Genomic DNA, 23046 nt, shown 5'->3' on the forward strand with positions numbered 1-23046 from the left:
TCACGTCGACAACACTCGACGGAGGCCGCGCGCCATGTGAATCTGCGCTCGAAGTGGAAGGGTGCGGCGATGAACGCCGCAGGAACTCGGATGGTCGGGCCGCCATCCCAGCCGGCAACGCAGCCGGCGGGAACAGCGTATGTCGACGACCACGCCACCGGGGCAGCCTCCCCTTCCGCCCGAGGCCTGGGCCCCACTGCTTCGCCTCTCCAAGCTCGCGAGGTGGCCGCTAGAGCGCTTCCTCCACATCGAGGCAGCCAGCGGCATCCTGCTCCTCGTGGCGGCGGCGCTTGCGCTCCTATGGGCGAACTCTCCCTGGGCGGAGAGCTACGCGAGCTTCTGGCACACGCCGCTCGGGCTCCGCGTCGGTGACTTCACCTTCGAGCGCAGCCTCGAATGGGTCGTCAACGACGGCCTGATGGCCATCTTCTTCTTCGTCGTGGGAATGGAGATTCGTCGCGAGGTCCACCAGGGCGAACTGTCCGAGTGGCGGCGTGCCGCGCTCCCCGCCGCGGCGGCGCTGGGGGGCATGCTCGCGCCAGCGGGCATCTACCTCCTCCTGGCGGACGCTCCGGCCACGCGGTCGGGATGGGGCGTTCCCATGGCAACGGACATCGCGTTCGCGGTGGGCATTCTCACGCTCCTCGGGAGCCGAGTCCCGCCGGCCCTGCGCGTGCTCCTGCTGGCGCTCGCGGTCATCGACGACCTGGGCGCCATCATCGTCATCGCGGTGTTCTACTCATCGGGCGTGGCCGTCACCGGGCTGCTCGTCGCGGCGCTGGGAATCGTGGGTGTCTTCGCGATGCAGCGGTTTGGCGTGCGCTCGAAGTGGGCCTACGTCGTTCCAGCGTTCGTCGCCTGGGCGGGCGTCTACTCCGCGGGGATTCATCCGACGATCGCGGGCGTCATCATCGGGCTCATCACGCCGGTGCGCACCTGGCTCGGTCCGGAAGGCTTCGTCACCGGCGCCCGGACCGAACTCGAACACATCGCCCAGGCGCAGCCGGGCGAGCTGTCCTCCCATCACCTCTCGGAGACCTTGCGCCGGGTCGATGCCGCGCGCCGTGAGGCCATGTCCCCTTCGGAGAGCCTGATTGCCACGCTGCATCCGTGGGTGGCGTTCGGCATCATGCCGGTGTTCGCGCTCGCGAACGCGGGGGTGTCGATTTCCAGTGAGCCGCTCGATGCCGCGTCGTGGACCGTGGCCCTCGCGACGGCCACCGGGCTCCTGGTGGGCAAGCCCCTGGGCGTGATTGGGGCCTGCTGGCTGGCACTGCGCCTGCGGCTCGCGACGTTGCCGAAGGGCCTGGGCATGCGGGAGCTGCTGGTGCTGGGAAGCACCGCGGGCATCGGCTTCACCATGGCCCTGTTCATCGCGCAGCTGGCCTTCACGGAGACGAAGCTGCTCGCCGCCGGGAAGCTGGGGGTGCTGGCCGCGAGCGGGGCCGCCGCTGTCCTCTCGCTCGTCCTGGGACGGTGGCTGCTCACCGCTTCGGCGCGGCCCGGCGCCGCGAGGTCCGCGGACGAGGCGGAGCGTTCGACGGCGCTGTAACACCGCCCAGCTCGACAGCAGCCGGGCCCTGTCGCGGGTGCTGCCAGACGACCCGCTGTTCAACGCGTCTCCCATCGACGACGCGAAGACCGCGCCCGCGCTGGGGAACCTCGGACGCCTGCCGATGCCTCACGGCGCGCACCACATCGAGGTGCGCTGACCCGAGCTCGCGCACGTGGACGCCTCCTGGCGACGCATCCAGGGCTCGGGCACTATCCCGGTCACGAGCCTCGATGGCTCGTCGAACACTGCGGGAGCAAGTGATGCGGACATCGATGAAGTGCGTGGGGCTGTTGTTGCTCGTACTGGGGGGCGCGTGTGCGAGCACCCGGCCCGCGGTGACTGAGCCCGTGCCTCCCCACCAGACGTTCACCATCGAGTCCGTGAAGCTGAAGGAGCCCCGCCACATCACCATCTATCTTCCGCCGGGCTACACGACGTCGGCGGAGGGCCGCTTCCCGGTGCTCTACATGCCCGACGGTGGCCTGAAGGAGGACTTCCCGCACCTGGCCACCACCGTCGACACGGCCATCCGCGCGGGTGAGCTGCGGCCCCTCATCATCGTGGGAATCGAAAACACCGTGCGGCGGCGGGACATGACGGGCCCGACCACGGTGGCGTCGGACCTGGAGGTCGCCCCCGTCACGGGAGGCTCGGCGACGTTCCGAGCCTTCATCCACGAAGAGCTGCTGCCGGAGGTGGAGCGCCGCTACCGGGTGACGCAGGAGCGGGCCATCATCGGCGAGTCGCTCGCGGGCTACTTCATCGTGGAGACGTTCTTCCTCCAGCCGGACCTGTTCGACACCTACCTCGCGCTGAGCCCCAGCCTGTGGTGGAACGCGGAGTCGTTGGTGAAGGGCGCGGGTGAATGGTTCGCGGCACGGCCGGACCTGCGCGCGGGACTTTATGTGTCCTCCGCCAATGAAACGGACGATATCGTCCCCGCCGTGGCGAGGCTCCAGGACGTCCTCCGAACCAGCGCGCCCGCGGGCCTGAAGTGGGAAGTCGAACCCCGGCCCGACTTGCGTCATGACAACATCTACCGGAAGAGCTCGCCCAGCGTGCTGCGCAAGTGGCTGCCTCCCGTGGTGGCCGCCGAAAGCGCGCCCTGACGAAGCGCCCGCGCGCCGCGCGGAAGCCCTGGGCATCCACGCGGCACGCCACATCCGGCGACTACTGCGGAGGCATCTGGTTCGGGTCCATCCAGGCCACCTCCCAGTGGTGACCGTCCGGGTCGTAGAAGCTCCCGCCGTACATGAAGCCCATGTCCATGGCGTCCGCAGCGGGCGAACCGCCGTTCGCCAGCGCGGTCTTCACCAGCTCATCGACATCCTCGCGGCTGGTCGCGGACAGCGCATAGGTGCCCGCGGTGGTCTGGTGCGCGTCGTGCAGTGGCTTCTTGATGAAGTCCTTGAAGCGGGTGTGCGTGAGGAGCATCACGAACGCGTCCTCGCCCACCACCATGCAGGTGGCGTGCTCGTCGGTGAAGTCCTTGTTGAACTCGAAGCCCAGCTTCGTGAAGAAGTCCACCGACCGCTTCAGGTCGGCCACGGGCAGGTTGAGGAAGAGCTTACGGGGACGGCTGACCTTCATGTTCGCCTCCAGGGCGGGTGGGTTACGAAGGCTTTGACTCCAGAGGCGGACCGAAATCATCGGTCCTTTTTCAGAGAGATTCTCCGCGCCCCGCCTACCGAGGGAGCTCCTTGGGGAGGCCGAACCGCGGGAACAACGCCTCTGTATCGAGGAAGTGGGTCATCGCCGCGATGCGTCCACCGGACAGCTCCAGGACGATGAGCGACCACGGCTTGAAGGGCCCGCCGTCGCTGCTCGCGTGGTACTGGCCATAGGCGGGTGAGCCACAGGCCTCGGTCCGCACCAGCCGGGAGTCCTTGCAGACCGCCCCCCGCCCGAGGAACCAGCCGCGAATGGGCTCGTGCCCCTGGAGCCACAGCGTGTAGGGGGGCATGGACAAGGTGACCTCCTCGTGGAGAATCGCGGTGAAGGCGTCCATGTCGTAGCGCTCGAACGCATCCACGTAACGATTCAGCAACGCCGCCTGCGCGTCGGACTGAGGCACCCGGAACTCGGAGTCCTCCAGTCCCAGGTCCGACACAGTCGCCCGGGCACGCTGGAGCGCGCTGTTGACCGAGGCCACCGACGTCTCCAGCGTCTCGGCGATCTCCGTGGCCGGCCAGCCCAAGACCTCGGCCAGCAGCAGCACCGCGCGCTGCTTGGGGGGCAGGTGTTGGAGCGCCGCGAGGAACGCGAGCCGAATGCTCTGACGCAGCGACACCTGCTCGGAGGGGTCCACGTCCGACGGCACCGCCAGCGCGTCCGGGATGGGCTCAATCCAGCTGTTCGCCGGCAGCGGCGTCAGCGGCCCGTCGATGGAGTATGCGGGCCCCAGCTCCATCGGCCGCGCCCGGCGCCCGCTCGCCGACAAGGCGTCCAGGCACACGCGAGTGGCGATGGAGTACAGCCAGGTCCGTGGAGACGCACGGCCCTCGAACCGGTCCATCGCGCGCCAGGCGCGCACCATCGTCTCCTGGACGGCGTCGTCCGCCTCCGAGACAGAACCCAGCATGCGATAGCAATGGCCGATGAGCGCCGAGCGGTGCTCCTCAAAGGCGAATGCCTGCTTCCCAGAATCCGGAAGGTCCTTCATCAATGAGCTGTCTATCAGGCCCATCAGGTCATGTCAGGGGCTCGGACAGGCAGCCCCCGTGTCAATCCAAGCGCGGATGAGCTCACCAAATGCACGCTGAGTGCCTGGCACGGGCTCCAGGCCAGGACCTGGGTCCCAACCCCACCCCACCAGGACGTCCTCGGCCATGTGGTGATGCAGCGCGTCCAGGGACTTTCCGCCGTTTCGCGCGGGGTCCTTGAGCTGCTCGCAAATCTTCCCCAGGGGGACGCCCACCCACGCCATCTCCGCTGGCGCCAGTGCCCACTTCGGATTGCCAGGCACGCTCCGCAGCGTCGTGCCCACCAATGGCGTGTTCCGCGCCTGGTGGCACGAGGAGCAAGGCAGTCCGGGAGTGCCATGTCCCGTGGGCCCGCCCGTCACGGCGGGCACGTGCCGACGCCGGTCCATGCCCTGCCGGGGTACGCCATCGGCCGGGTGGCAGTTGACGCAGCGAGGGTGCGTTATCACACGCCCCGCCTCGACGAAGAGCGCGGCGGAGCGCTGCTTCTCATCCGTGATGGCGGCGAACGCGGACACGGGCTGGAGTGACAGCCCCACATCCTGCGCCGCCTGCGTTCCCGCGGCATCCGGTGCGCTCTTGGTGGACTTGCAGCCCACCCCCGAGATGACGGCGCCCAACACGATGATGGAGAGCCCCCGGTGTCTCATTCGCGCTCCAACTCTCTCAGGACGGCCTCTGCGGCGCGGCGGCCCGACACCAGCGCGCCGTCGATGGAGGCATTGTCCCGGTGGTCTCCACACACGAACAGTCCCGGTGACAGCCGCACCGGCCGGCGAGGCGGCTCCAACACCTCCGGAGGCTGCGCGGGCAGCGCGAGCGGAATCGCATAGGTGCGCAGGTGCCGCCATGCGGACACAGCCGGACCAAACCAGTCCGTCAACTCCGCGAGCACCTCGGCTTGCAGCGTGTCCAGGTCCGGCGTGGCGCCGACAACGGACACGGACACGAGCGCCTGTCCCCGAGGCGCATACGCCGGTGACACCTCGCTCATCACCGCCACGTTGTTCACCCGGCCCCGGCCCTCGCCATTGAGCAACAGCCACGGCCCTTCCACGGGCGGCTCCGGCGCGGCGAAGTAGAGGCACGTCACCCGGTTCATCACCGGTGGCACCATGCCCGGCAGCAGCCCCACCGCGCTCGCCGGGTCCGTGGCCACCACCACCGCCTTGGCGGCAATCAGCTCTCCGTCCGCCAGGCGAACGCGGTGTCCCCACACGTCCGCCACCGGCGCGCGCATCCGCAACAGGCCCGGAGGAAGGCGCGCCGACAGTTGCTCCGGAATGGCGCCCATCCCCGACTCCGGCACCGCCGCGTATCCGGATGAGAACATGCGGAAGACGAACTCCAGGAAGCGGCTGGACGTGGTCAGCTCCCGCTCCAGGAAGATGCCGGCGAAGAAGGGGCGTAGGAACGACTCACGCAGAGCCTCCGTGAAGCCCAGTTCGTCCAGGTAGCGCCGCGTCGTGCGTGACGGCCGCTGCCACACGTCCTCCACTTCACCGGAGAGCGCCAGCTGCCGCAGTTCCAGGATGCGCAGCTTGTCCCCGAACGTCCCCACGGGAGCGAACAGGTGCCCGAGCGCCTCCACGGGGCGGCGCAGCGGGTCCACGACCGTGTGCAACCTGCCCCCCCGCCACACCTTCGCGCCGGGGACGAACCTGCGCAACGACAGCGCCTCCAGGTCCAACGTGCGCCGGCCCTCCGGATACGCGGACAGGTACACCTGGAAGCCCCTGTCTAGCAGGAAGCCCTCATGGACATCCGTGCGAACCCTGCCCCCCGGTGCGTCACTTCCCTCTAGCAGCAACACCTTCACCCGTGACGCGACGAGCGCCCGCGCGCACGCCAACCCCGCGAGCCCCGCCCCGACGACGATGACCTCCGGATACGACACGCACGCTCCTCCACACGTCCTGCTCAAGAAAAGCGCCCACGCTCGCTTGATAAGCGTGGGAGGCGCAAGGGAGACTCGGATGCGGTTGCGGGCAACCGACACTTGATGCAGAAACACCGGCTGTTGCCCGTCACACCTGTGCAACCCGGCGCCGGAATGCTCCCGGCCCACAACACCCCTCGGAGCGAGAGAAAGCAGGTAGCCCCATGTTGATCGTGATGCGACCCGACGCGACGGCCCAGGACATCGAGCGTGTGAACGACGAGATCCGCCGCCGTGGTTGGCAACCGCACGCGATTCCAGGGGGCACTCGCACGGCCGTTGGCATCACCGGAAACCCGGGCGCGGTGGAACCGGAGCCCTTCCGCGTGCTCCCTGGCGTCGCTGACGCCGTGGCCATCTCCCAGCCGTTCAAGCTCGTCAGCCGAGAGGTGAAGCCGGACGACACGCAGCTGCGCATCGGCGACCTGACGATTGGCGGCTCGGCCTTCCACGTCATCGCCGGCCCGTGCTCGGTGGAGTCGCGCGAGCAGATTCTCTCCACCGCCCACGCGGTGAAGAAGGCGGGCGCCACCATGCTGCGTGGTGGAGCGTTCAAGCCGCGCACCAGCCCCTATGAGTTCCAGGGCCTCAAGGGTGACGGCCTGGCGCTGCTGGCCGAGGCGCGCCAGGAGACGGGCCTGCTCGTCACCACCGAGGTGAAGGACACCGCGACGCTCCAGGCCGTCGCCGACGCCACGGACATCCTCCAGATTGGCGCGCGCAACATGCAGAACTTCAGCCTGCTGGAGGCCGTGGGTGAGCTGCGCAAGCCCGTGATGCTCAAGCGTGGCATGAGCGCCACCATCAAGGAACTGCTGATGGCGGCCGAGTACATCGTCGCCCGCGGCAACACGCAGGTCATCCTCTGCGAGCGCGGCATCCGCACCTTCGAGACGATGACGCGCAACACGCTGGACCTCAACGCGGTGCCCATGCTGAAGGCGCTCTCGCACCTGCCCGTCTTCGTGGACCCGTCGCACGGCATCGGCGTGCGCAAGGCGGTGCCGGCGATGATGCGCGCGGCGACGGCGGTGGGGGCGGACGGCATCATCGTCGAGGTGCACCCCGACCCGCCGCGCGCGAAGTCGGACGGTGCCCAGTCGCTGGACTTCTCCGAGTTCGAGAAGTCCATGAACGAGGTCCGCGCCATCGCCCAGGCGATGGGCCGCGAAGTGGTCAGGCTGGGATAGGCCATGACACTCAAGGAAGCGCTGGGCAAGGTGGTGGGCCGGCGCGACCTCACCCGCGAGGAGATGACCCGCGTCATGGGTCTGATGCTCGCCGGGGAGGCTTCGCCTGCCCAGGTTGGCGCGCTGGCGACAGCGCTGAAGATGAAGGGTGAGACGGAGGATGAAATCCTCGGCGCGGCGGAGGCCATGCGGGCCTGCGCGGCGAAGCTGTCCCCGCGTGCCGACGTGGTGCTCGACACCTGCGGCACCGGCGGCGACGGCGCGCACACCTTCAACATCTCCACCGCGGTGGCCTTCGTGGCCGCCGGGGCCGGAGTGACGGTGGCCAAGCACGGCAACCGCGCGGTCTCCAGCCGCTGTGGCAGCGCGGACGTGCTGGCGGCGCTGGGCGTCTCCATGGAGCGTCCGCATGAGCGCGTGGCGCGGGACATCGACGAGCACGGCGTGGGCTTCCTCTTCGCGCCGTCCCACCATGGGGCCCTGCGGCACGTGGCGCAGGCGCGGCGGGACATGGGGTTCCACAGCGTGTTCAACCTGCTGGGGCCGCTGACGAACCCGGCGGGGGCGCGCTACCAGCTCCTGGGGACGTTCGACGGCAAGCGCGTGGAGCAGACGGCGCGCGTGCTGGGCCGGCTCGGCAGCCGCCGCGCGTGGGTGGTGCACGGCCATGACGGGCTGGATGAAATCTCCCCGTGCAGCGCCACGGAGGTCGCGGAGCTGCGCGAGGACGGCACGGTCCACACCTTCACGGTGTCGCCCCAGGACGCGGGGCTGGATGTGGTGCCTCGCGAGGCCATCGCGGGTGGCGACGCGGACGAGAACGCCCAGCGGCTGCGCGCGCTGCTGGACGGCGAGCGCTCGGGGCTGCGCACGGCGGTGCTGCTCAACGCGGCGGCGGCGCTCGTCGTCGTGGGACTGGCGGCGGACCTGCGTGACGGCGTGCGGAAGGCGGAGCAGGCCATCGACTCGGGCGCGGCCCGGAACAAGCTGTCGGCCCTCATCGAGGGGGCCTTGTCATGAGCACGACAGGAACGTTGGACCGCATCATGGCGCGCAAACGCCAGGAGCTGGCGGCGCGGCCTCCCATGGCGCCTCGCACCCGGCCCACGCCCCGCGACTTCGCCCAGGGGCTGGTGACCCACCGCTCCGGGCGGCGACTGAGCGTCATCGCGGAAGTGAAGCGCAAGAGCCCTTCAGGCGGGGATTTCCCCCACGCCGACGTGGTGGCGGTGGCCCGGGCCTATGAGGCCGCGGGCGCCAGCGCCATCAGCGTGCTGACGGATGGGCCGGACTTCGGCGGCGGCCTGGAGGACCTCGTGGCCGTGCGGGCGGCGGTGTCGCTGCCCGTGCTGCGCAAGGACTTCCTCGTGGCGGCGCGCGAGGTGGAGGAGAGCGCGATGTGGGGCGCGGACGCGGTGCTGCTCATCGCCGACGCGCTGGAGGATGGCGAGCTGCGGGAGATGGTCGCCACGGCGAAAGCGGTGGGCGTGGCCGCGCTGGTGGAGGCCCACACGGAGGCGCACGCCGAGCGCGCGCTGGCCGCGGGCGCGAAGCTGGTGGGCATCAACAACCGCGACCTCGCCACCCTGAAGACGGACACGGGCACGGCCCTGCGGGTGATGCCGAAGCTGCGCACCCGGGCCCGGGTGCTGGTGGCGGAGAGTGGCCTCAAGTCCCTGGCGGACCTGATGGCGGCGCAGGAAGCGGGAGCGGACGCCGTCCTGGTGGGCGAGTCCCTGCTTCGAGAGCCCGACCCCGGACACGCGCTGCGGCGGCTGCTCGGGGTGAAGGACGCGGCGCCATGAGTGTCCGTGTGAAGGTGTGCGGCGTCACGCGCCTGTCCGACGCGGTGGCCGCGTGGGAAGCAGGCGTGGACGCGCTGGGCCTCAACTTCTACCCGAAGTCGCCCCGCTACCTGGACCTCCCCACGGCGGCGGCCCTGGCACGTACGCGGCCGCCCCTGGGCACGGTGCTGGGCGTGTTCGTCAACGCGGCGCCGGACACCATCCGGGAGACGGTGCGCGCTTGTGGCCTCACGGCCGTGCAGCTCCATGGGGACGAGCCCCCGGAGGCCTGTTCGGGGTACGGCGTGCCCGTCATCAAGGCGCTGCGTGTCCTGGGTCCGGAAGACGTGGCCCGGGCTCGGACGTATGTGGGCGTAGGAGACGTCGCGGGGCTGCTGCTGGACGGCGCGGCCCCGGGATATGGCGGCGGCGGCGTGGGCTTTGACTGGTCGCTCGTCGCGGGGCTGGCGGGAAGTGGCCTGCCCGTGCTGGTGGCGGGAGGCCTGCGGCCCTCCAACGTGGCCGAGGCGGTACGCGCGACGCGGCCGTACGGCGTGGATGTGGCCAGCGGCGTGGAATCCGCCCCTGGCATCAAGGACGTGGAAGCGGTGCGCGCCTTCGTGCGCGCCGCGAAGTCCATCAACCTCTGGGAGTGACAGACATGACGACGGAGACTGCCGCCGGCCGCTTCGGGCGCTACGGCGGACGCTACGTTCCGGAGACACTGGTTCCCGCGCTGCAGGAGCTGGAAGAGGCCTATGCCGCGGCGAGCGCGGACCCGGCCTTCCGCGAGGAGGTCGCCCGCGTGCTGCGCGAGTACGTGGGCCGCCCCACCACGCTGACGCCCGCCCGGAGGCTCACGGAGGCCTGGGGCGGCGCGAATGTGTGGCTCAAGCGCGAGGACCTGGCGCACACCGGCGCACACAAAATCAACAACACCGTAGGTCAGGTGCTGCTCGCCAGGCGGATGGGCAAGAAGCGCATCATCGCGGAGACGGGCGCGGGCCAGCACGGCGTCGCCACCGCCACCGCGTGCGCCCTCTTCGGCCTGCCCTGCGAGGTGTACATGGGCGCGCTGGACGTGGAGCGGCAGGCGCTCAACGTCTTCCGCATGCGCGCGCTGGGCGCGGTGGTACGTCCGGTGGAGTCCGGCTCGCGCACGCTGAAGGACGCGATGAACGAGGCCATGCGCACCTGGGTGTCGCAAGTGTCGGACACGCACTACGTCATCGGCAGCGCGGCGGGGCCACATCCGTATCCGACGGTGGTGCGCGACTTCCAGGCCGTCATCGGCCGCGAGCTGCGGACACAGGCCCAGGCTGCCTTTGGCGGCCTGCCGGACGCCATCATCGCGTGCGTGGGGGGCGGCTCGAATGCCATTGGCGTGCTGCACCCGTTCATCGGTGACGCCAGCGTGCGGCTGGTGGGCGTGGAGGCGGGAGGCCACGGCCTGGATACGAAGCAGCACGGCGCGTCGCTGACGCTGGGGACGGAGGGCGTGCTGCACGGCTCGCGCTCGCTGGTGCTCCAGGACGAGGACGGCCAGATTCAGGAGGCGCACAGCATCTCCGCGGGTCTGGACTATCCCGGCGTGGGCCCGGAGCTGGCGCACCTGGCGAAGACGGGCCGCATGGAGGTCCGCATCGCCACGGACGACGAGGCGCTGGCGGCCTTCTACGAGGTGGCGCGCCTGGAGGGCATCCTCCCCGCGCTGGAGACGTCCCACGCCTTCGCGCGCGGCCGGGAGCTGGCGCGTGAGCTGGGGGCGGGCAAGCACCTGGTCATCAACTGCTCGGGCCGCGGAGACAAGGACGTGGCCACGATTTCCGCGCGGGGCGTGCCTCCGCCGGTGGGGGTGAAGGCGTGAGCGGCGAGATTGCACAGGCTTTCGCCCAGGCGAAGGCGCGGGGCGAAGGCGTACTGGTGACCTATGCCATGGCGGGCGACCCGGACCTGCCCCGCTCGGTGGACGTGTTCGCCGCGCTGGTCGAGGGCGGCGCGGACGTGCTGGAGATTGGCGTGGCGTTCAGCGACCCCATCGCCGACGGCCCCGTCATCCAGGGCGCGGCGGAGCGGGCGCTCAAGGCCGGCTCCACGCTCAAGCGCGTGCTGGACGAAGTGGTGCCGGCGGTACGCAAGCGATGTCCCCAGACGCCGCTGGTCATCATGACGTACGTCAACCTCATCATGGCCATGGGCGAGGCGCGCTATGCGAAGCTCGCGCGCGAGCGCGGCGTGTCTGGAACCATCCTCCCCGACCTGCCGCCCGAGGAGAGCGCGAGCCTGCGCGCCACGTTCGACGCGGAGGGCCTGGACTTGATTCCCCTGTGCGCCCCCACCACGCCCCCGGCGCGGGCGCAGGCCATCGCGAAGGAAGGCCGAGGCTTTGTCTATTGCGTGTCCGTGTCGGGCGTGACGGGCATGCGCGCGGAGCTGCCGCCGGACCTTTCACAGCGATTGGATTTGGTGCGCAAGGCCGCGACCGTGCCCGTGGTGGCAGGCTTTGGCATCTCCACGGCGGAACAGGCACGCATGCTGTCTGCCCATGCGGATGGCGTCGTGGTGGGCAGCGTACTGGTGCACGCCGCGCACACCGAGGGCCCCGAGGCGGCGAAGGCGCTCTGCGCCGACATCAAGCGCGGGCTGCGGCGCTGAGGCACGGCTGCAAACGCTCTCTTCAAGCTGAAAACTCAGGGATAATCCCACACCCCGTATAAGCACTCCGGCTCTCCGCATGTGCCCGCATCAGGCGGGCATTTGCGCGAGGACATTCCTCCGGAGGCAATATGCAGCAACGGCGAAGGCCGTCTTGGAGCAGTACATTCCTGCTGACAGCGGGTCTGTTGGCAGGAGCGGGATGTGGGGGCAACGCGGCTCCCACCGAGCCCGAGCAACTCAGGAGTCAGTCGCAAAGCCGGGGCTTTGGCCCCGACCTCGTGATTCGAGAGCTACGAGGCCCCAGCAGTATTCGGTTCGGTGAGCCCTTCACGACCATCGTGAAGGTCTGCAACGAAGGCACAGCGCCCGCGCAGAGCCCCGTAGGTCCCATCCAGATGGACTTGTACCTGTCCACGGATGACACGCTCTCCTGGCCCGACCCGAACTTGCCACCCCCGACGGACCAGGTGTTCCTCGCCACGCTGGACGTCAGCGCGCTGGAGGCCGGCCGCTGCGAGACGCGAGCCATCACCAGTTCCGCCACGCCGCCTGGCCCCCAAACGGACGGCACCTACTACCTGGGAGCCATCACCGACGTACACCAGACCCTCGTCGAACTGGACGAGGCCAACAACACCGCGGTGACCGCGCTGGGCATCGGAAACCGGCCGGACCTTGTCGTCACGGAGCTTCGTGGCCCCACGAGCGTCACGGACAGCGGGACGGTCGCGTCGACCCTCAAGGTGTGCAACCAGGGCACCAACCTGTCGGACGCCACCATCGTGGAGCTGTACTTCTCCACGAACGGCACGCTGACACCGCCAACGACGGGCGGGCCTCCGCCCACGCATCAGGCCTCACTGGGAACGGTGGAGGTGCCCGGCCTGGTCCCGGGCCACTGTGCCATCCGCCACGCTTCTTTCCCGGTGATATTGCCGCCCGACGCGACACCCGGTCAGCCGCTCTACCTGGGCGCCATCGCCGATACGCCCGAGTTCTCCACGGAACTGAACGAGGACAACAACGTCTTCGTGGGTGGCCTCGTCGCAATGGGGGTGGGACCGGACCTCGTCGTCACCTCGGTGCACGGCCCCACCAGCATCCAGAGCGGTGACCTGATTGGCGCCTCCGTGAGGGTCTGCAACCACGGCACGCTACCAGCGAATCCCAGCTCGCTCGAGCTGTACCTCTCCGTGGATGGCAACGTCACCATGCCAGGTGGCGGCAGCCCACCGCCGCCTGGACAGGAAATGGTAGGCCAGACGGATGTGCCCCTCCTGAACCCTGGCATTTGCATCACTCGCAACGTCCAGGGCGCCGCGACGTTCCCAACTGGCGCGCCCCAGGATGGCGCCCTCTTCCTGGCCGCCATCATCGATTCCACGCAAGACATCCCTGAACTGCGCGAGGACAACAACGCCTTCACCCAGGGGCTCATCGGCGCGGGGGCGCGCCCGGACCTCGTCGTGACCGCGATTCGCGCTCCAGCCAGCGTGCCCCCTTCGGCATCTTGGGCCTCTGTCAGCGTCACCATTTGCAACGTGGGGACCGTCTATGCCCAGGCGGCCGCGGTGGATATCTACCTTTCCATGGTGCCGACGCTGGACTCGCCCGCCATGGAGGGACCGCTGCACGGGACCCAGTTCAAGGTCGGCGGTTTCGGCCTCTCCGGCGTGGAAGCAGGGCGTTGCGTCACACGCGAGGAGCCCATCACCCTGGCCCGTCCCCAGGGTGCGCCACCCCAGCTCCAAGCATTCTACGTGGGCGCCATTGTCGACCCCGGGTCGAACATCGTGGAGCTTCGCGAGGACAACAATGTCTTTGTCGGTGAGCAAATGGGTCTCGGCAACAGGCCGGACCTGGCCATCACCTCAGTGAAGGGCCCCGCCAGCAGCATGCCTGGCGACGTGCCTGTCACCGCCCGCATCTGCAACCAGGGCACCGTGGCCTCACAGAACACCCAGGTGGAGTTCTACCTGGCCGCGCATGCCTTCCTGAATGCCCCGATTCAGGGGGGCTCGCCTTACAACGCCGACCCGCATACGGCGTTCTCCATTGGGATGCACCAGGTGCCATCGTTGGATGTGGGCGAGTGCAGGACGATCTCCGCCCTTGCTACGGCGATGAGCTTCCCCGCGGAGTACATCGACAGGGCGTTCAATCTTGGAGCCATCATCGACCCACACGCGCAGGACGAGGAACTCCGCGAAGACAACAACACCTTCGTCGGAGACTTCATGGGCCTGGGCAACCGTCCTGACCTGGTCGTCACTGCCATTGATGGTCCCGCCAGCGTGCGCAACAGCGCCCTCTTCGCGACCACCCTGACCGTCTGCAACCAGGGCACCTATTCCTCCGGGCCCACGATGGCGCAGGTGTATCTGTCCACCGAACCCCACCTGGTACTTCCAGATTGGAGCGGGCAAGGAACTCCGTTCCCATGGAGTCAAACGCCCGTGGGCGACGTGAGCATCCCCACCCTGCACGTCGGGCACTGCTTCACAGGGCAAGTGACTGGCGCGGCCTACATCCCGCCCGGCGCGCACGGCGAGGCCATCTACCTGGGCGCCATCATCGATGCGAACGACTCCATCGAAGAGCTTCGCGAGGAGAACAACGCCTTTGTGAGCGGCCGCATCGGCGTAGGAAACAAAGCGGACCTCGTCGTCACCGCCATCAACGCTCCGACGAGCGCGCGAATCCACAGTGCCTTCACCGCCACCGTGACGGTCTGCAACCAGGGCACCGACTACGCGAGTTCCTCGGACCTGGAACTGCACTTCTCGACCCTGCCCACGTTGGAAATGCCACGGTGGTCCGGTTCGGGCTCCCCCCTGCCCGTCACCCAGACCCCCATCGGCAACATCTCAGTGCCACATCTGGACGCGGGCCACTGCATTTCCCAATCCATCCAGGCCTCTACACAGTTGCCACCCGACGCACTGTTTGCCCAGCCCCTGTACCTGGGCGCCATCATCGACGGGTGGGGCAACGTCGAGGAACTGCGCGAGGACAACAACACCTTCGTGAGCGGAATCATGGGCGTCGGTGACGGCCCTGACCTTGTCATCACCGCGGTGCAGGCGCCCCCGAATGTCGGGCCGTTCGCGACGTTCCACCCGACCGTCACGGTTTGCAATCAGGGGACAGCGCACTCGGACAGCACCCTCGTGGAGTTCCACCTCTCCACGGAAGAGGCGCTCGTCATGCCGCGCTGGAATGGACCAGGCAATCCACTGCCACCGACACAGCAGCCCATTGGCGAGCTGAGTGTCCCCTTCCTGAATCCAGGGAGGTGCTTCACGGGAAGCGCTGTCGCAACACTGGCGCCGCCGCCCGCGACAGCCCCTGACCAGAAACTCTACCTGGGTGCCCTGGTCGATGGGCTTCAATCCCAGGAGGAGCTGCGTGAAGACAACAACATCTTCATAAGCGGTCGCATGGGCGTGGGCCATGCGTCCGACCTGGTCATCACGTCACTCACGGGCCCCGCGAGCGTCGAAGCCAACACCGCGTTCACCGCCACGGTCACCGTCTGCAATCAAGGCACGTATGAGTCCTATCCCACGGAACTGGAGGTCCACCTCTCCACCGAAGCAAGCATGGCCATGCCCGAATGGTACGGCCCGGGAATCCCGATACCCGCCAGCCAGGTGTACGCCGGCGCGCTCGGAGTCCCCGCCCTGGATGTCGACGATTGCGTCACGCTTCAGGTGCCCTCCTGGTCGAGCCTTCCTTTCCTGGCTCAGCCCGAACAGCCATTGTATCTCGGCGCGGCCATCAATCCCGACCTGCTCGCCGGTGAGCTGCGCGAGGACAACAACACCTTCGTCGGTGACCTCATGGGTGTTGGCGCCGGTCCCGACCTGATTGTCACCGCGGTGCAAGCGCCCGTCAGCGTGGAACTCAACGGCAACTTCACCGCCTCGGTGACGGTCTGCAATCAGGGCACCCAGACCTCGGGCAGCGTGCTGTTGGACCTGTACTTCTCCACCCGGGCCCAGGTCGTGATGCCTCAGTGGAATTCACCAGGTGCCCCCTACCCGCGCACGCAAGAGCTCATCGGATCCTGGAACGTGCAGCCCCTGAATCCGGGACAATGCATCACAGAGCCCGTCCCCGCGTGGGTCGCCCGGCCCGAGGAGGCCGAACCCCATCACCCGCTGTATCTGGGCGCGATCATTGACTCGAACCAGATGCAGGCCGAGCTGCGCGAAGACAACAACATCTTCGTCAGCGGACTCATGGGTGTGGGCAACCGGCCAGACCTGGTCGTCACCTCTGTCTCCGGCCCCACCTCCGTGAGAACGAGCAGCACCTTCACCGCCACCGTGCGGGTCTGCAACCAGGGCACCACGCCCACCCACGGCTCCACGGAAGTGACGCTGTACCTGTCGAGCAACAACACGCTCGAATTCCCCTATCAAGGCTGGCCGGGCGCCCCCCCCGACAGTCAGAGCCAGATTGGAGTGATGACCGTGCAATCTCTGGACGCCGGTCAGTGCGTCACACGCAACACGCAGGTGACGGCCAACACGCCTCCGGATTCGGGCCCCACGGGGTTCTTCTACCTGGGCGCCATCGTGGACCCGTGGATGAACAGGGACGAACTGCGCGAGGACAACAACATTCTCGCGGACCGGCTCATCATGGTGACGCCGTAGTCGCTGGCTGAGAACGGGCCCGGCCGAGCGCAACGACGTTCGGCCGGGCCTTGTTTCGAGTTCGAACGAGAGGGCCCTTCCCGTCCTGCGGGCATGCATCCCTGAAAGAATGCCAGCCTCCCGCCTGCAACTCTTACACGCCCGCGTTGCAGCGTACCGCCCTCGGCGTCAGCGCCTCCTACCGTCACGTGCCCCTCCGGCTGGGAATTCCAGACAAGAACAAGCCCCCGGGGCCATCCTCCCGCCGGCACCAAGACATTCCCAAACAACACCATTCGACATCCGGTCGCCCGCCGGGGCATGCGTATCAACCCCCGAGAATAACAACACACAAGAAAACAATTGGTACATCGGCTGCAGCCGTCCCTTGTCCCTCCAGCAATGACGGACGAGGAGACCCCCATGATGGATAGGAAGTGGCTCGGGCTCCTGTTCATCGGCGCCGTCTGGGCCTCGAACGCCTGGGCCAACGACTTCCGAGCCGAGAAGCTCGTGAACGGGCTCAAGCAATACACGGTCGACACCTACCCGGAGACGCTGCGCTTCACGTTCACCGTCTCCAACATCGACCCGACGCTCCCCTCCGAGCTGCTCTCCGCGACCGCGCCCCTGCTGAAGTCCTGCACGCTCTCGCCCACGTCACCCCTCGTGGTTCCAGCGGGAGGCCACGTCACGTATCAGTGCGAAATCGAGCTGGAGAGCTACGACGCGTGTCTCACATTGGGGATGCACGATGCGAACCCCGTGACGCCCAACCCCGAGGTCTCCTTCACCAGCACCTTCAGCATCAGCTGGGACGCAGGCGCCAGCCAGGCGGGGACCAACGTGCTCTGCCTTCCTCAGCCCAACCTGCTCTGCGACGACACCGTCTACCTCTCCACGGCCTCGCACTCCCCGGAAGGACGGCCCGCGGCCCCCTCACGGCTCTACATCTTCGACCCCGCCACCGGCACGCTGACGCTGCAGGGTGAAGCCGCACTTCCCTACAACGCGCTGGCGTACAACCACTACGACAACATCCTGTACGCCATCGCCTCGGACGGCGTCAGCGCTCCCAGCTTCATCCGCGTCGACGCCACCGGCTCTTCGAGCATCATCGCCCCGCTGGGCACCACGGCACCTCGCTCGGCCATCTGGACCGCGGGAGCCATTCTCAAGGATGGCTCCTACGTCGGCTTCGAGCACAGCACCCATCGCCTCATCCGCGTCAACCCCAGCACCGGTGAGACGCTCTCCGAGCAAGTGGTGACCGTCCTGGGAGGCTTCCAGATGGCGGACTTCGCGATGAGTCCCCGGGACGGCCAGCTCTACGCCTTCAACAACGCCACCCAGCGGCTGACCCGCATCGACCCGCTCACGGGCGTGGCCACGGACCATCCCGAGCCCGCGCGGATTGACGGCAGGTCCGCGGAGAACCCCGTCATGAGCGCCGCCGTCTTCACACGCGACGGCGAGTTCTTCCTCTACGGAACCAGCGGCCCCGACACCCGCAGGGTCAGCGGCTTCCATGCCGTGGACGTGACGACGGGAAACCTGACCACCCTCCTCACGCGGCCGGTGCCCCAGCTCGCGAACGGCGCAATGTGTGGCGTCTACCTCTGGGGCTCGTCTCGTCCGCAGCCGACGACGCGGGACCGCGGATTCTTCGGCGCCAGCGAGAGCGCCCTCTTGGAGTGCCTGGCATACGGCCCCATCTCCCTCGGTGCTCTCGGCGAAGTCTCCACCCTCCCAGGTGCCCTGGGCATCCTCTGGGCCAACCCCGCCATCGCCTCGAACAACGCGCGTCGCACGACCCTGGAGTCCTTGAAGGTCCGGACGGCGCGCGAGGCGCTGACGGCGGCCTGCAACGAGCGCGTCTTCAACACGCGCGCGCCTACCCTGTCCGCGCTGGAGAATCCGGACTCGCTCGACCCCGTCCGCATGGAAGAGCTGCGTCAGCGGCTGGAGCGGCACAACCACTCTGGCAAGCGGATCGCCATCCCGCTGCGAAAGCGAATATTCGCGGTGGACCCGCTGCGAGCCATGGAGCGCGCCGAGGAGCCTCGGTTCTGAGAGGGAGCGTGGGCATGAAGATTCCATCCCAATCCAGGTGGGTTCCGGCCCTGCTCGTGGTGCTGGGAACAGGTGCCTGTGATAGCAGCGAAGACGATTTGATGCGGGCGTTGGGCGACCCCGTGCTGGACGCCTTCGAAATCCGTCTGCGGGGCCAGGACGCGGCCCAGTACGAGAAGGTCCTGCTGGGCATGGGACAGGTCGATGTCACATCCTTCGGCGAGCCCGTCCGCTTCGAGCCCTCGCCGAACGCACGCGCTATGGACCTGTCGAACACGGACCACGCCCACCTGCTGGGGCGCTTCTTCCTGCCCAGGTACGTGAAGCAGGTGGACATCACCGTGCGCTTGGACGACGTGGGAGCGTTCAAGGAAGACAGCCTGGCGGGTCTCATCAACGCCCACGCCGGAACCATCCAGTTCTCGACCACGCGCAGCGCCCTGGAGCAACGCTCACGCGTCGTCATCCACCTGCACCTGAAGGACAGCCTCTTCGACGGCAGAGGCGAAAAGACGCTCCTGCCGTCAACATACATCGCCCACTGAAAGTCCCGGCGCCCCCAGGGCCCTCTGGCTTCCACCTGCGCGCGAGCCCGGGCCCTGCCAGAATGCGCGCCATGAAGAACCCCGGGAAACAGGTGGTACTCGTCCGGCACGGAGAGACGGAGTGGAGCATCAACGGCCGGCACACAGGGCGAACGGACATTCCGCTCCTGGACTCCGGAAGGGAGATGGGCCGCCTTCTCGGCGCGCCGCTGAAGGCCTGGCGCTTCGATGCCGTCTACACCAGCCCGCTGAGCCGCGCGGCGGAGACGTGCGCCCTGGCCGGCTATGGGGACTACGCCCAGCCGCGCGAGGACCTCATGGAGTGGGACTACGGCGACTACGAGGGACGCACCGGCGCGGAGATTCGGGCGGAGCGGCCCGACTGGACCATCTGGAAGAACGGCGTCCCCAACGGGGAGACCGCGGCGCAGGTGGCCACTCGCGTGGACAGCGTCATCTCCGATGCACTCCGGACGGACGGAGACGTGCTCATCTTCGCCCACGGGCACCTGCTTCGCGTGCTCGCGGCGCGGTGGCTGGGCCTGCCCCCGTGGGAAGGCCGCCTCTTCCTGCTGAGCACCGCGTCCATCAGCGTGCTCGGCCATGACGGCGACAGGCGTCGCCCGGCCATCGTGTCGTGGAACGACACCACGCACCTGCGCGCGTAGCTACAGCCGCCCCTCCAGGAAGTTGCGCACCAGCAAGGGGCCTTCGGGTGTGAGCACGCTCTCCGGATGGAACTGCACGCCCACCACCGGCCGCTCACGGTGGCGCAGCGCCATGATGAGGCCGTCCTGGCTCCACGCGGTGGCCTCCAGGCCGGCCGGCAGTGACGGCGCCTCCACGATGAGCGAGTGGTAGCGCGCCGCCGAGAAGCCCTCGCTGAGCCCGGCGAAGAGCCCCGTGCCGCCATGCCGGATGTGCGCCGCCTTGCCATGCACCGGCTCTGGCGCGCGCACCACCTTGCCTCCGAAGGCCGCGCCAATGGACTGGTGCCCCAGACACACGCCCAGCACCGGCACACGTGACTGGGCAATGGCCGCCACGCTGACGCCCGCCTCGTGCGGCGTGCAGGGCCCCGGCGAAATCACCAGGTGGGACGCGCCCGAGGCCGCGACACCTTCGGCATCCAGGTCGTCGTTGCGCACCACCTTCACCTCGGCCCCCAGCGTGTACAGGAGCTGCACGAGGTTGAAGGTGAAGGAGTCGTAGTTGTCGATGACCAGAATCACCGGCCACCTCCCTCGCGCGCCAGCCGCAGCGCGGCGGCCATGGCGCCCGCCTTGGCTTCCGTCTCGTCCGCTTCCTTCGACGGCACCGAGTCCGCGACCACTCCCGCGCCCGAGGTCCACATCGTCCGGTCTCCGTCCACGAAGAAGGTGCGCAGCGCAATCGCCACGTCCAGCGTGCCGCAGAAGGACAGGTAGCCCACCGCGCCCGAGTAGGGCCCGCGCCGCTGGACCTCCAACTCGTCGATGATTTGCATCGCGCGAATCTTGGGCGCCCCGGACACCGTGCCCGCGGGGAAGGTGCTGGCCAGCGCGTCCAGCGCGTCGTACTTCGCGTCGAGCTTGCCGCGCACCTGCGACACGATGTGCATCACGTGGCTGTAGCGCTCGATGAGCATCATGTCCTCGACGCGCACCGAGCCAGGCGCCGCCACGCGGCCCACGTCGTTGCGCCCCAGGTCCACCAGCATGATGTGCTCGGCGCGCTCCTTCTCGTCCGCGAGCAGTTCCTTCTCCAGGGCCAGGTCCTCGGCCTCGGACGCGCCACGGCGACGGGTGCCGGCGATGGGCCGCACCACCACGTCTCCGTCGCGCACCTGCACCAGCAACTCCGGCGATGCGCCCACCAATGCGCGGGCCTCGCCCAGCTCCACGAGGAAGAGGTACGGCGACGGATTCACCCGCCGCAGCGCGCGGTAGAGCGACAGCGGCGGCGGCGCGCCCCGGGATTCGAAGCGGCGCGCGAGCACGACCTGGAAGATGTCTCCGGCGCGGATGTACTCCTGCGCCTGAGCCACCGCCGCCTCATACCCCGCGCGGTCCCAGCACGCGGTAGGCGCCACGTCCCCGCGCATGCGCGGCGCGGGCGCGTAGGCCTCCGGAGGCAGTGGCTTCAGCAACCGGTCCGCAATGGCCTGCGCGCGCGCCTCCGCGTCCTTCAGCGCGGCGGCCACGCTGCCGTGCAGCGACGGCCGGGCAATGGCGGTGGCCTTGAGCGTCCCGGTGCGGGTGTCGTGCGTGACGAAGTCCTCGCACACCAGCCATTCCGAGTCCGGGAAGGAGATGTCGCTGGGGTGCCGGTCCGGCACCGTGGGCTCCAGCCACGAGAAGCAGTTGTAGCTCATGTACCCCACGAGCCCGCCCAGGAAGGGCGCTTCACCGGGGAGCCGGGCCACGGCCAGCTCGCGCCAGAGCTGGCGCAGCACGTCCAGGGGCTTGCCGTCCCGACGCTCCTCGTTCGAGCCGCGCCACAAGGTGGCGCCGCCGCGGTCCAGCCGCACGCGGCCCGCGGGCTCCGCGCCAATGTGGCTGTAGCGGCCGAACCGCTCGCCGCCGTAGCACGACTCGAGGATGAAGCCGCGCGAACCACCGCCCAGCTTCAGGTAGGCCGACAGCGGGGTGTCGAGGTCCGCCGGCAGCTCCACCGACACCGGCACCGCCTCGCCCTGCTCCGCGCGCTGCCGGTAGGCTGACTTCCGCTCCTGTGCATCCATCGTCTCTGACTCACTTCCCACCGCGCATCACGGCAGGGGGAATGGGGTTATCCCCCGTCCAGGGGAGTCCTCCAAGCGGTCCGATATTCCTCTGCGTGCGTCGCGCAAGCCCCCGGGCCAGCGGGTGCCCGGGGAGCAGCCCGGAGAGCTCCCGCCGGTGAGGCGAAGTCCCACCCCGGGTGGTCCGGCTCCAGACCCCTCGCTATCTGAATGGGACTTTGAGTGCCGCTCCTTCCGCTCCATTGATGACGGTGACGCCTCAGGGGCTCTACTGCGTTCCCGGCGGCTTCCACGTCGACCCCTGGCGTCCGGTGGACCGGGCGCTCATCACCCACGCGCATGGTGACCACGCACGCAGTGGCAGCCGCCACTACCTGGGCGCCCGGGCAGGCAAGGGACTGCTGCACCGGAGATTGGGCGCGGACGCCACCATCGACACGCTCGACTACGGCGAACGGTTGAGCATCAACGGGGTCACCGTCAGCTTCCATCCCGCGGGCCACGTGCTGGGCAGCGCGCAGCTGCGCGTGGAGCACGGCGGTGAGACATGGGTCGTGTCCGGTGACTACAAGCGCGCGCCGGACCCTACGTGCGCGCCCTTCGAGGTCGTCCCCTGCCACACCTTCATCACCGAGGCGACGTTCGGCCTGCCCATCTTCCGCTGGGACGCGACGGAGCAGGTGGCCGAGGACATCCTGCGTTGGTGGGACGCCAACCGCGCGCTGGGCCGCGCGGTGGTGCTGTTCTGCTACGCGCTGGGCAAGGCGCAGCGGCTGCTCGCGGAGCTGGCGAAGCTGACCGACCGCACCGTGTTCGTCCACGGCGCCCTGCACTCCCTGGTGGACGTGTACCGGGACGCGGGCGTCCGCATGCTGCCCACGCAATGGGTGTCCGAGGTGGAGAAGGGCACCTCGTTCGCGGGAGCCCTGGTGCTGGCGCCGCCGAGCGCGAGCGGCTCCACGTGGATGCGCCGCTTCGGTGATTACGAAACCGGCTTCGCGTCCGGCTGGATGCGCGTTCGAGGCAACCGTCGTCGCCGGGGCTTCGACCGCGGCTTCGTGCTGTCGGACCACGCGGACTGGCCGGACCTGCTGCGCACGGTGAAGGACACCCAGGCGGAGCGCGTGCTGGTGACGCACGGCTACACCGAGCCGCTGGCCCACTACCTGCGCGAGCAGGGCGTGGACGCCACGCCCCTGGCCACGCCCTTCGAAGGCGAAGCGGAGGGCTGACGC

20 protein-coding genes are annotated in these 23046 nt (G+C 68.7%); 14 read left to right on the top strand and 6 right to left on the bottom strand.

The features are described 5' to 3' along the window. Positions 1–139 precede the first annotated feature (139 nt). From nhaA to BHS09_RS31070, 3 genes are all read left to right on the top strand, one after another. A complete protein-coding gene (gene nhaA / locus BHS09_RS31065; RefSeq protein ID WP_140799825.1) occupies positions 140–1552 on the top strand; it encodes a Na+/H+ antiporter NhaA in 1413 nt (470 codons plus the stop codon). 37 nt (positions 1553–1589) lie between these two features. Further along, entirely contained in the window at positions 1590–1712 is a 123-nt protein-coding gene (locus tag BHS09_RS39990) for a hypothetical protein (protein ID WP_257792123.1), read from the top strand. Between the two features lie 73 nt (positions 1713–1785). Next, positions 1786–2664, top strand: a complete 879-nt coding sequence (locus tag BHS09_RS31070) for an alpha/beta hydrolase (RefSeq protein ID WP_140799826.1) — start codon at positions 1786–1788, stop codon at positions 2662–2664. A gap of 61 nt (positions 2665–2725) precedes the next feature. Here BHS09_RS31070 and BHS09_RS31075 read toward each other — a convergent pair whose 3' ends face one another. From BHS09_RS31075 to BHS09_RS31090, 4 genes are all read right to left on the bottom strand, one after another. Next, entirely contained in the window at positions 2726–3145 is a 420-nt protein-coding gene (locus BHS09_RS31075) for a VOC family protein (RefSeq protein WP_140799827.1), read from the bottom strand. A 94-nt stretch (positions 3146–3239) separates the two neighbouring features. Then, positions 3240–4217, bottom strand: a complete 978-nt coding sequence (locus tag BHS09_RS31080) for a sigma-70 family RNA polymerase sigma factor (protein WP_174260603.1) — start codon at positions 4215–4217, stop codon at positions 3240–3242. A gap of 33 nt (positions 4218–4250) precedes the next feature. After that, positions 4251–4907, bottom strand: a complete 657-nt coding sequence (locus BHS09_RS31085) for an Isoquinoline 1-oxidoreductase subunit (protein ID WP_140795038.1) — start codon at positions 4905–4907, stop codon at positions 4251–4253. After that, on the bottom strand, positions 4904–6154 hold the full coding sequence (locus BHS09_RS31090; RefSeq protein ID WP_174258947.1) for an NAD(P)/FAD-dependent oxidoreductase: 1251 nt from the start codon (positions 6152–6154) through the stop codon (positions 4904–4906). Before BHS09_RS31090 ends, BHS09_RS31085 begins: the two co-directional genes overlap by 4 nt. 206 nt (positions 6155–6360) lie before the next feature. Between BHS09_RS31090 and aroF the strand changes: the two genes are divergently transcribed. From aroF to BHS09_RS31140, 10 genes are all read left to right on the top strand, one after another. Next, on the top strand, positions 6361–7386 hold the full coding sequence (gene aroF, locus BHS09_RS31095) for a 3-deoxy-7-phosphoheptulonate synthase (RefSeq protein ID WP_140795040.1): 1026 nt from the start codon (positions 6361–6363) through the stop codon (positions 7384–7386). 3 nt (positions 7387–7389) lie between these two features. After that, the gene (gene trpD, locus BHS09_RS31100; RefSeq protein WP_140795041.1) at positions 7390–8406 is read left to right on the top strand and encodes an anthranilate phosphoribosyltransferase; all 1017 of its coding nucleotides are present in this window, start codon (positions 7390–7392) and stop codon (positions 8404–8406) included. Next, positions 8403–9191: an indole-3-glycerol phosphate synthase TrpC gene (locus BHS09_RS31105; protein WP_140795042.1), complete on the top strand. Its 789-nt coding sequence runs from the start codon at positions 8403–8405 to the stop codon at positions 9189–9191. The genes trpD and BHS09_RS31105 overlap by 4 nt, the downstream gene beginning before the upstream one ends. Continuing rightward, positions 9188–9826 (top strand): phosphoribosylanthranilate isomerase, encoded by a 639-nt coding sequence (locus BHS09_RS31110; protein ID WP_140799829.1) that lies wholly within the window; start codon positions 9188–9190, stop codon positions 9824–9826. Before BHS09_RS31105 ends, BHS09_RS31110 begins: the two co-directional genes overlap by 4 nt. 5 nt (positions 9827–9831) lie before the next feature. Next, a complete protein-coding gene (gene trpB, locus BHS09_RS31115; RefSeq protein WP_140799830.1) occupies positions 9832–11037 on the top strand; it encodes a tryptophan synthase subunit beta in 1206 nt (401 codons plus the stop codon). Continuing rightward, complete coding sequence (gene trpA, locus BHS09_RS31120; RefSeq protein WP_140799831.1) at positions 11034–11825, top strand: tryptophan synthase subunit alpha; 792 nt, start codon at positions 11034–11036, stop codon at positions 11823–11825. Before trpB ends, trpA begins: the two co-directional genes overlap by 4 nt. Before the next feature lie 281 nt (positions 11826–12106). Further along, complete coding sequence (locus BHS09_RS31125; protein WP_140799832.1) at positions 12107–16492, top strand: CARDB domain-containing protein; 4386 nt, start codon at positions 12107–12109, stop codon at positions 16490–16492. 402 nt (positions 16493–16894) lie between these two features. Beyond that, entirely contained in the window at positions 16895–18544 is a 1650-nt protein-coding gene (locus tag BHS09_RS31130) for a DUF6923 family protein (RefSeq protein ID WP_237079921.1), read from the top strand. A gap of 14 nt (positions 18545–18558) precedes the next feature. Further along, complete coding sequence (locus tag BHS09_RS31135; protein ID WP_237077607.1) at positions 18559–19089, top strand: hypothetical protein; 531 nt, start codon at positions 18559–18561, stop codon at positions 19087–19089. A 62-nt stretch (positions 19090–19151) separates the two neighbouring features. After that, complete coding sequence (locus tag BHS09_RS31140) at positions 19152–19757, top strand: histidine phosphatase family protein (protein WP_140795049.1); 606 nt, start codon at positions 19152–19154, stop codon at positions 19755–19757. On the opposite strand, the gene BHS09_RS31145 is transcribed toward BHS09_RS31140, so the two are convergent. Together BHS09_RS31145 and BHS09_RS31150 are read right to left on the bottom strand one after the other, a co-directional pair. Next, on the bottom strand, positions 19758–20321 hold the full coding sequence (locus BHS09_RS31145; protein ID WP_140799834.1) for an anthranilate synthase component II: 564 nt from the start codon (positions 20319–20321) through the stop codon (positions 19758–19760). After that, a complete protein-coding gene (locus BHS09_RS31150) occupies positions 20318–21811 on the bottom strand; it encodes an anthranilate synthase component I family protein (RefSeq protein ID WP_140799835.1) in 1494 nt (497 codons plus the stop codon). Before BHS09_RS31150 ends, BHS09_RS31145 begins: the two co-directional genes overlap by 4 nt. A gap of 179 nt (positions 21812–21990) precedes the next feature. Between BHS09_RS31150 and BHS09_RS31155 the strand changes: the two genes are divergently transcribed. Continuing rightward, the gene (locus BHS09_RS31155; RefSeq protein WP_140799836.1) at positions 21991–23043 is read left to right on the top strand and encodes a ligase-associated DNA damage response exonuclease; all 1053 of its coding nucleotides are present in this window, start codon (positions 21991–21993) and stop codon (positions 23041–23043) included. Positions 23044–23046: the final 3 nt, after the last annotated feature.

Source organism: Myxococcus xanthus, assembly GCF_006402735.1.
In the GTDB taxonomy this organism is placed as follows: domain Bacteria; phylum Myxococcota; class Myxococcia; order Myxococcales; family Myxococcaceae; genus Myxococcus; species Myxococcus xanthus_A.

Excerpts from the sequence above, each read along its gene's own strand:
- nhaA (WP_140799825.1), top strand. The coding sequence starts at position 140 with ATGTCGACGACCACGCCACCGGGGCAGCCTCCCCTTCCGCCCGAGGCC.
- BHS09_RS31070 (WP_140799826.1), top strand. The coding sequence starts at position 1,786 with ATGGCTCGTCGAACACTGCGGGAGCAAGTGATGCGGACATCGATGAAG.
- BHS09_RS31075 (WP_140799827.1), bottom strand. The coding sequence starts at position 3,145 with ATGAAGGTCAGCCGTCCCCGTAAGCTCTTCCTCAACCTGCCCGTGGCC.
- BHS09_RS31080 (WP_174260603.1), bottom strand. The coding sequence starts at position 4,217 with ATGAAGGACCTTCCGGATTCTGGGAAGCAGGCATTCGCCTTTGAGGAG.
- BHS09_RS31085 (WP_140795038.1), bottom strand. The coding sequence starts at position 4,907 with ATGAGACACCGGGGGCTCTCCATCATCGTGTTGGGCGCCGTCATCTCG.
- aroF (WP_140795040.1), top strand. The coding sequence starts at position 6,361 with ATGTTGATCGTGATGCGACCCGACGCGACGGCCCAGGACATCGAGCGT.
- trpD (WP_140795041.1), top strand. The coding sequence starts at position 7,390 with ATGACACTCAAGGAAGCGCTGGGCAAGGTGGTGGGCCGGCGCGACCTC.
- BHS09_RS31105 (WP_140795042.1), top strand. The coding sequence starts at position 8,403 with ATGAGCACGACAGGAACGTTGGACCGCATCATGGCGCGCAAACGCCAG.
- BHS09_RS31110 (WP_140799829.1), top strand. The coding sequence starts at position 9,188 with ATGAGTGTCCGTGTGAAGGTGTGCGGCGTCACGCGCCTGTCCGACGCG.
- trpB (WP_140799830.1), top strand. The coding sequence starts at position 9,832 with ATGACGACGGAGACTGCCGCCGGCCGCTTCGGGCGCTACGGCGGACGC.
- BHS09_RS31130 (WP_237079921.1), top strand. The coding sequence starts at position 16,895 with ATGATGGATAGGAAGTGGCTCGGGCTCCTGTTCATCGGCGCCGTCTGG.
- BHS09_RS31135 (WP_237077607.1), top strand. The coding sequence starts at position 18,559 with ATGAAGATTCCATCCCAATCCAGGTGGGTTCCGGCCCTGCTCGTGGTG.
- BHS09_RS31140 (WP_140795049.1), top strand. The coding sequence starts at position 19,152 with ATGCGCGCCATGAAGAACCCCGGGAAACAGGTGGTACTCGTCCGGCAC.
- BHS09_RS31150 (WP_140799835.1), bottom strand. The coding sequence starts at position 21,811 with ATGGATGCACAGGAGCGGAAGTCAGCCTACCGGCAGCGCGCGGAGCAG.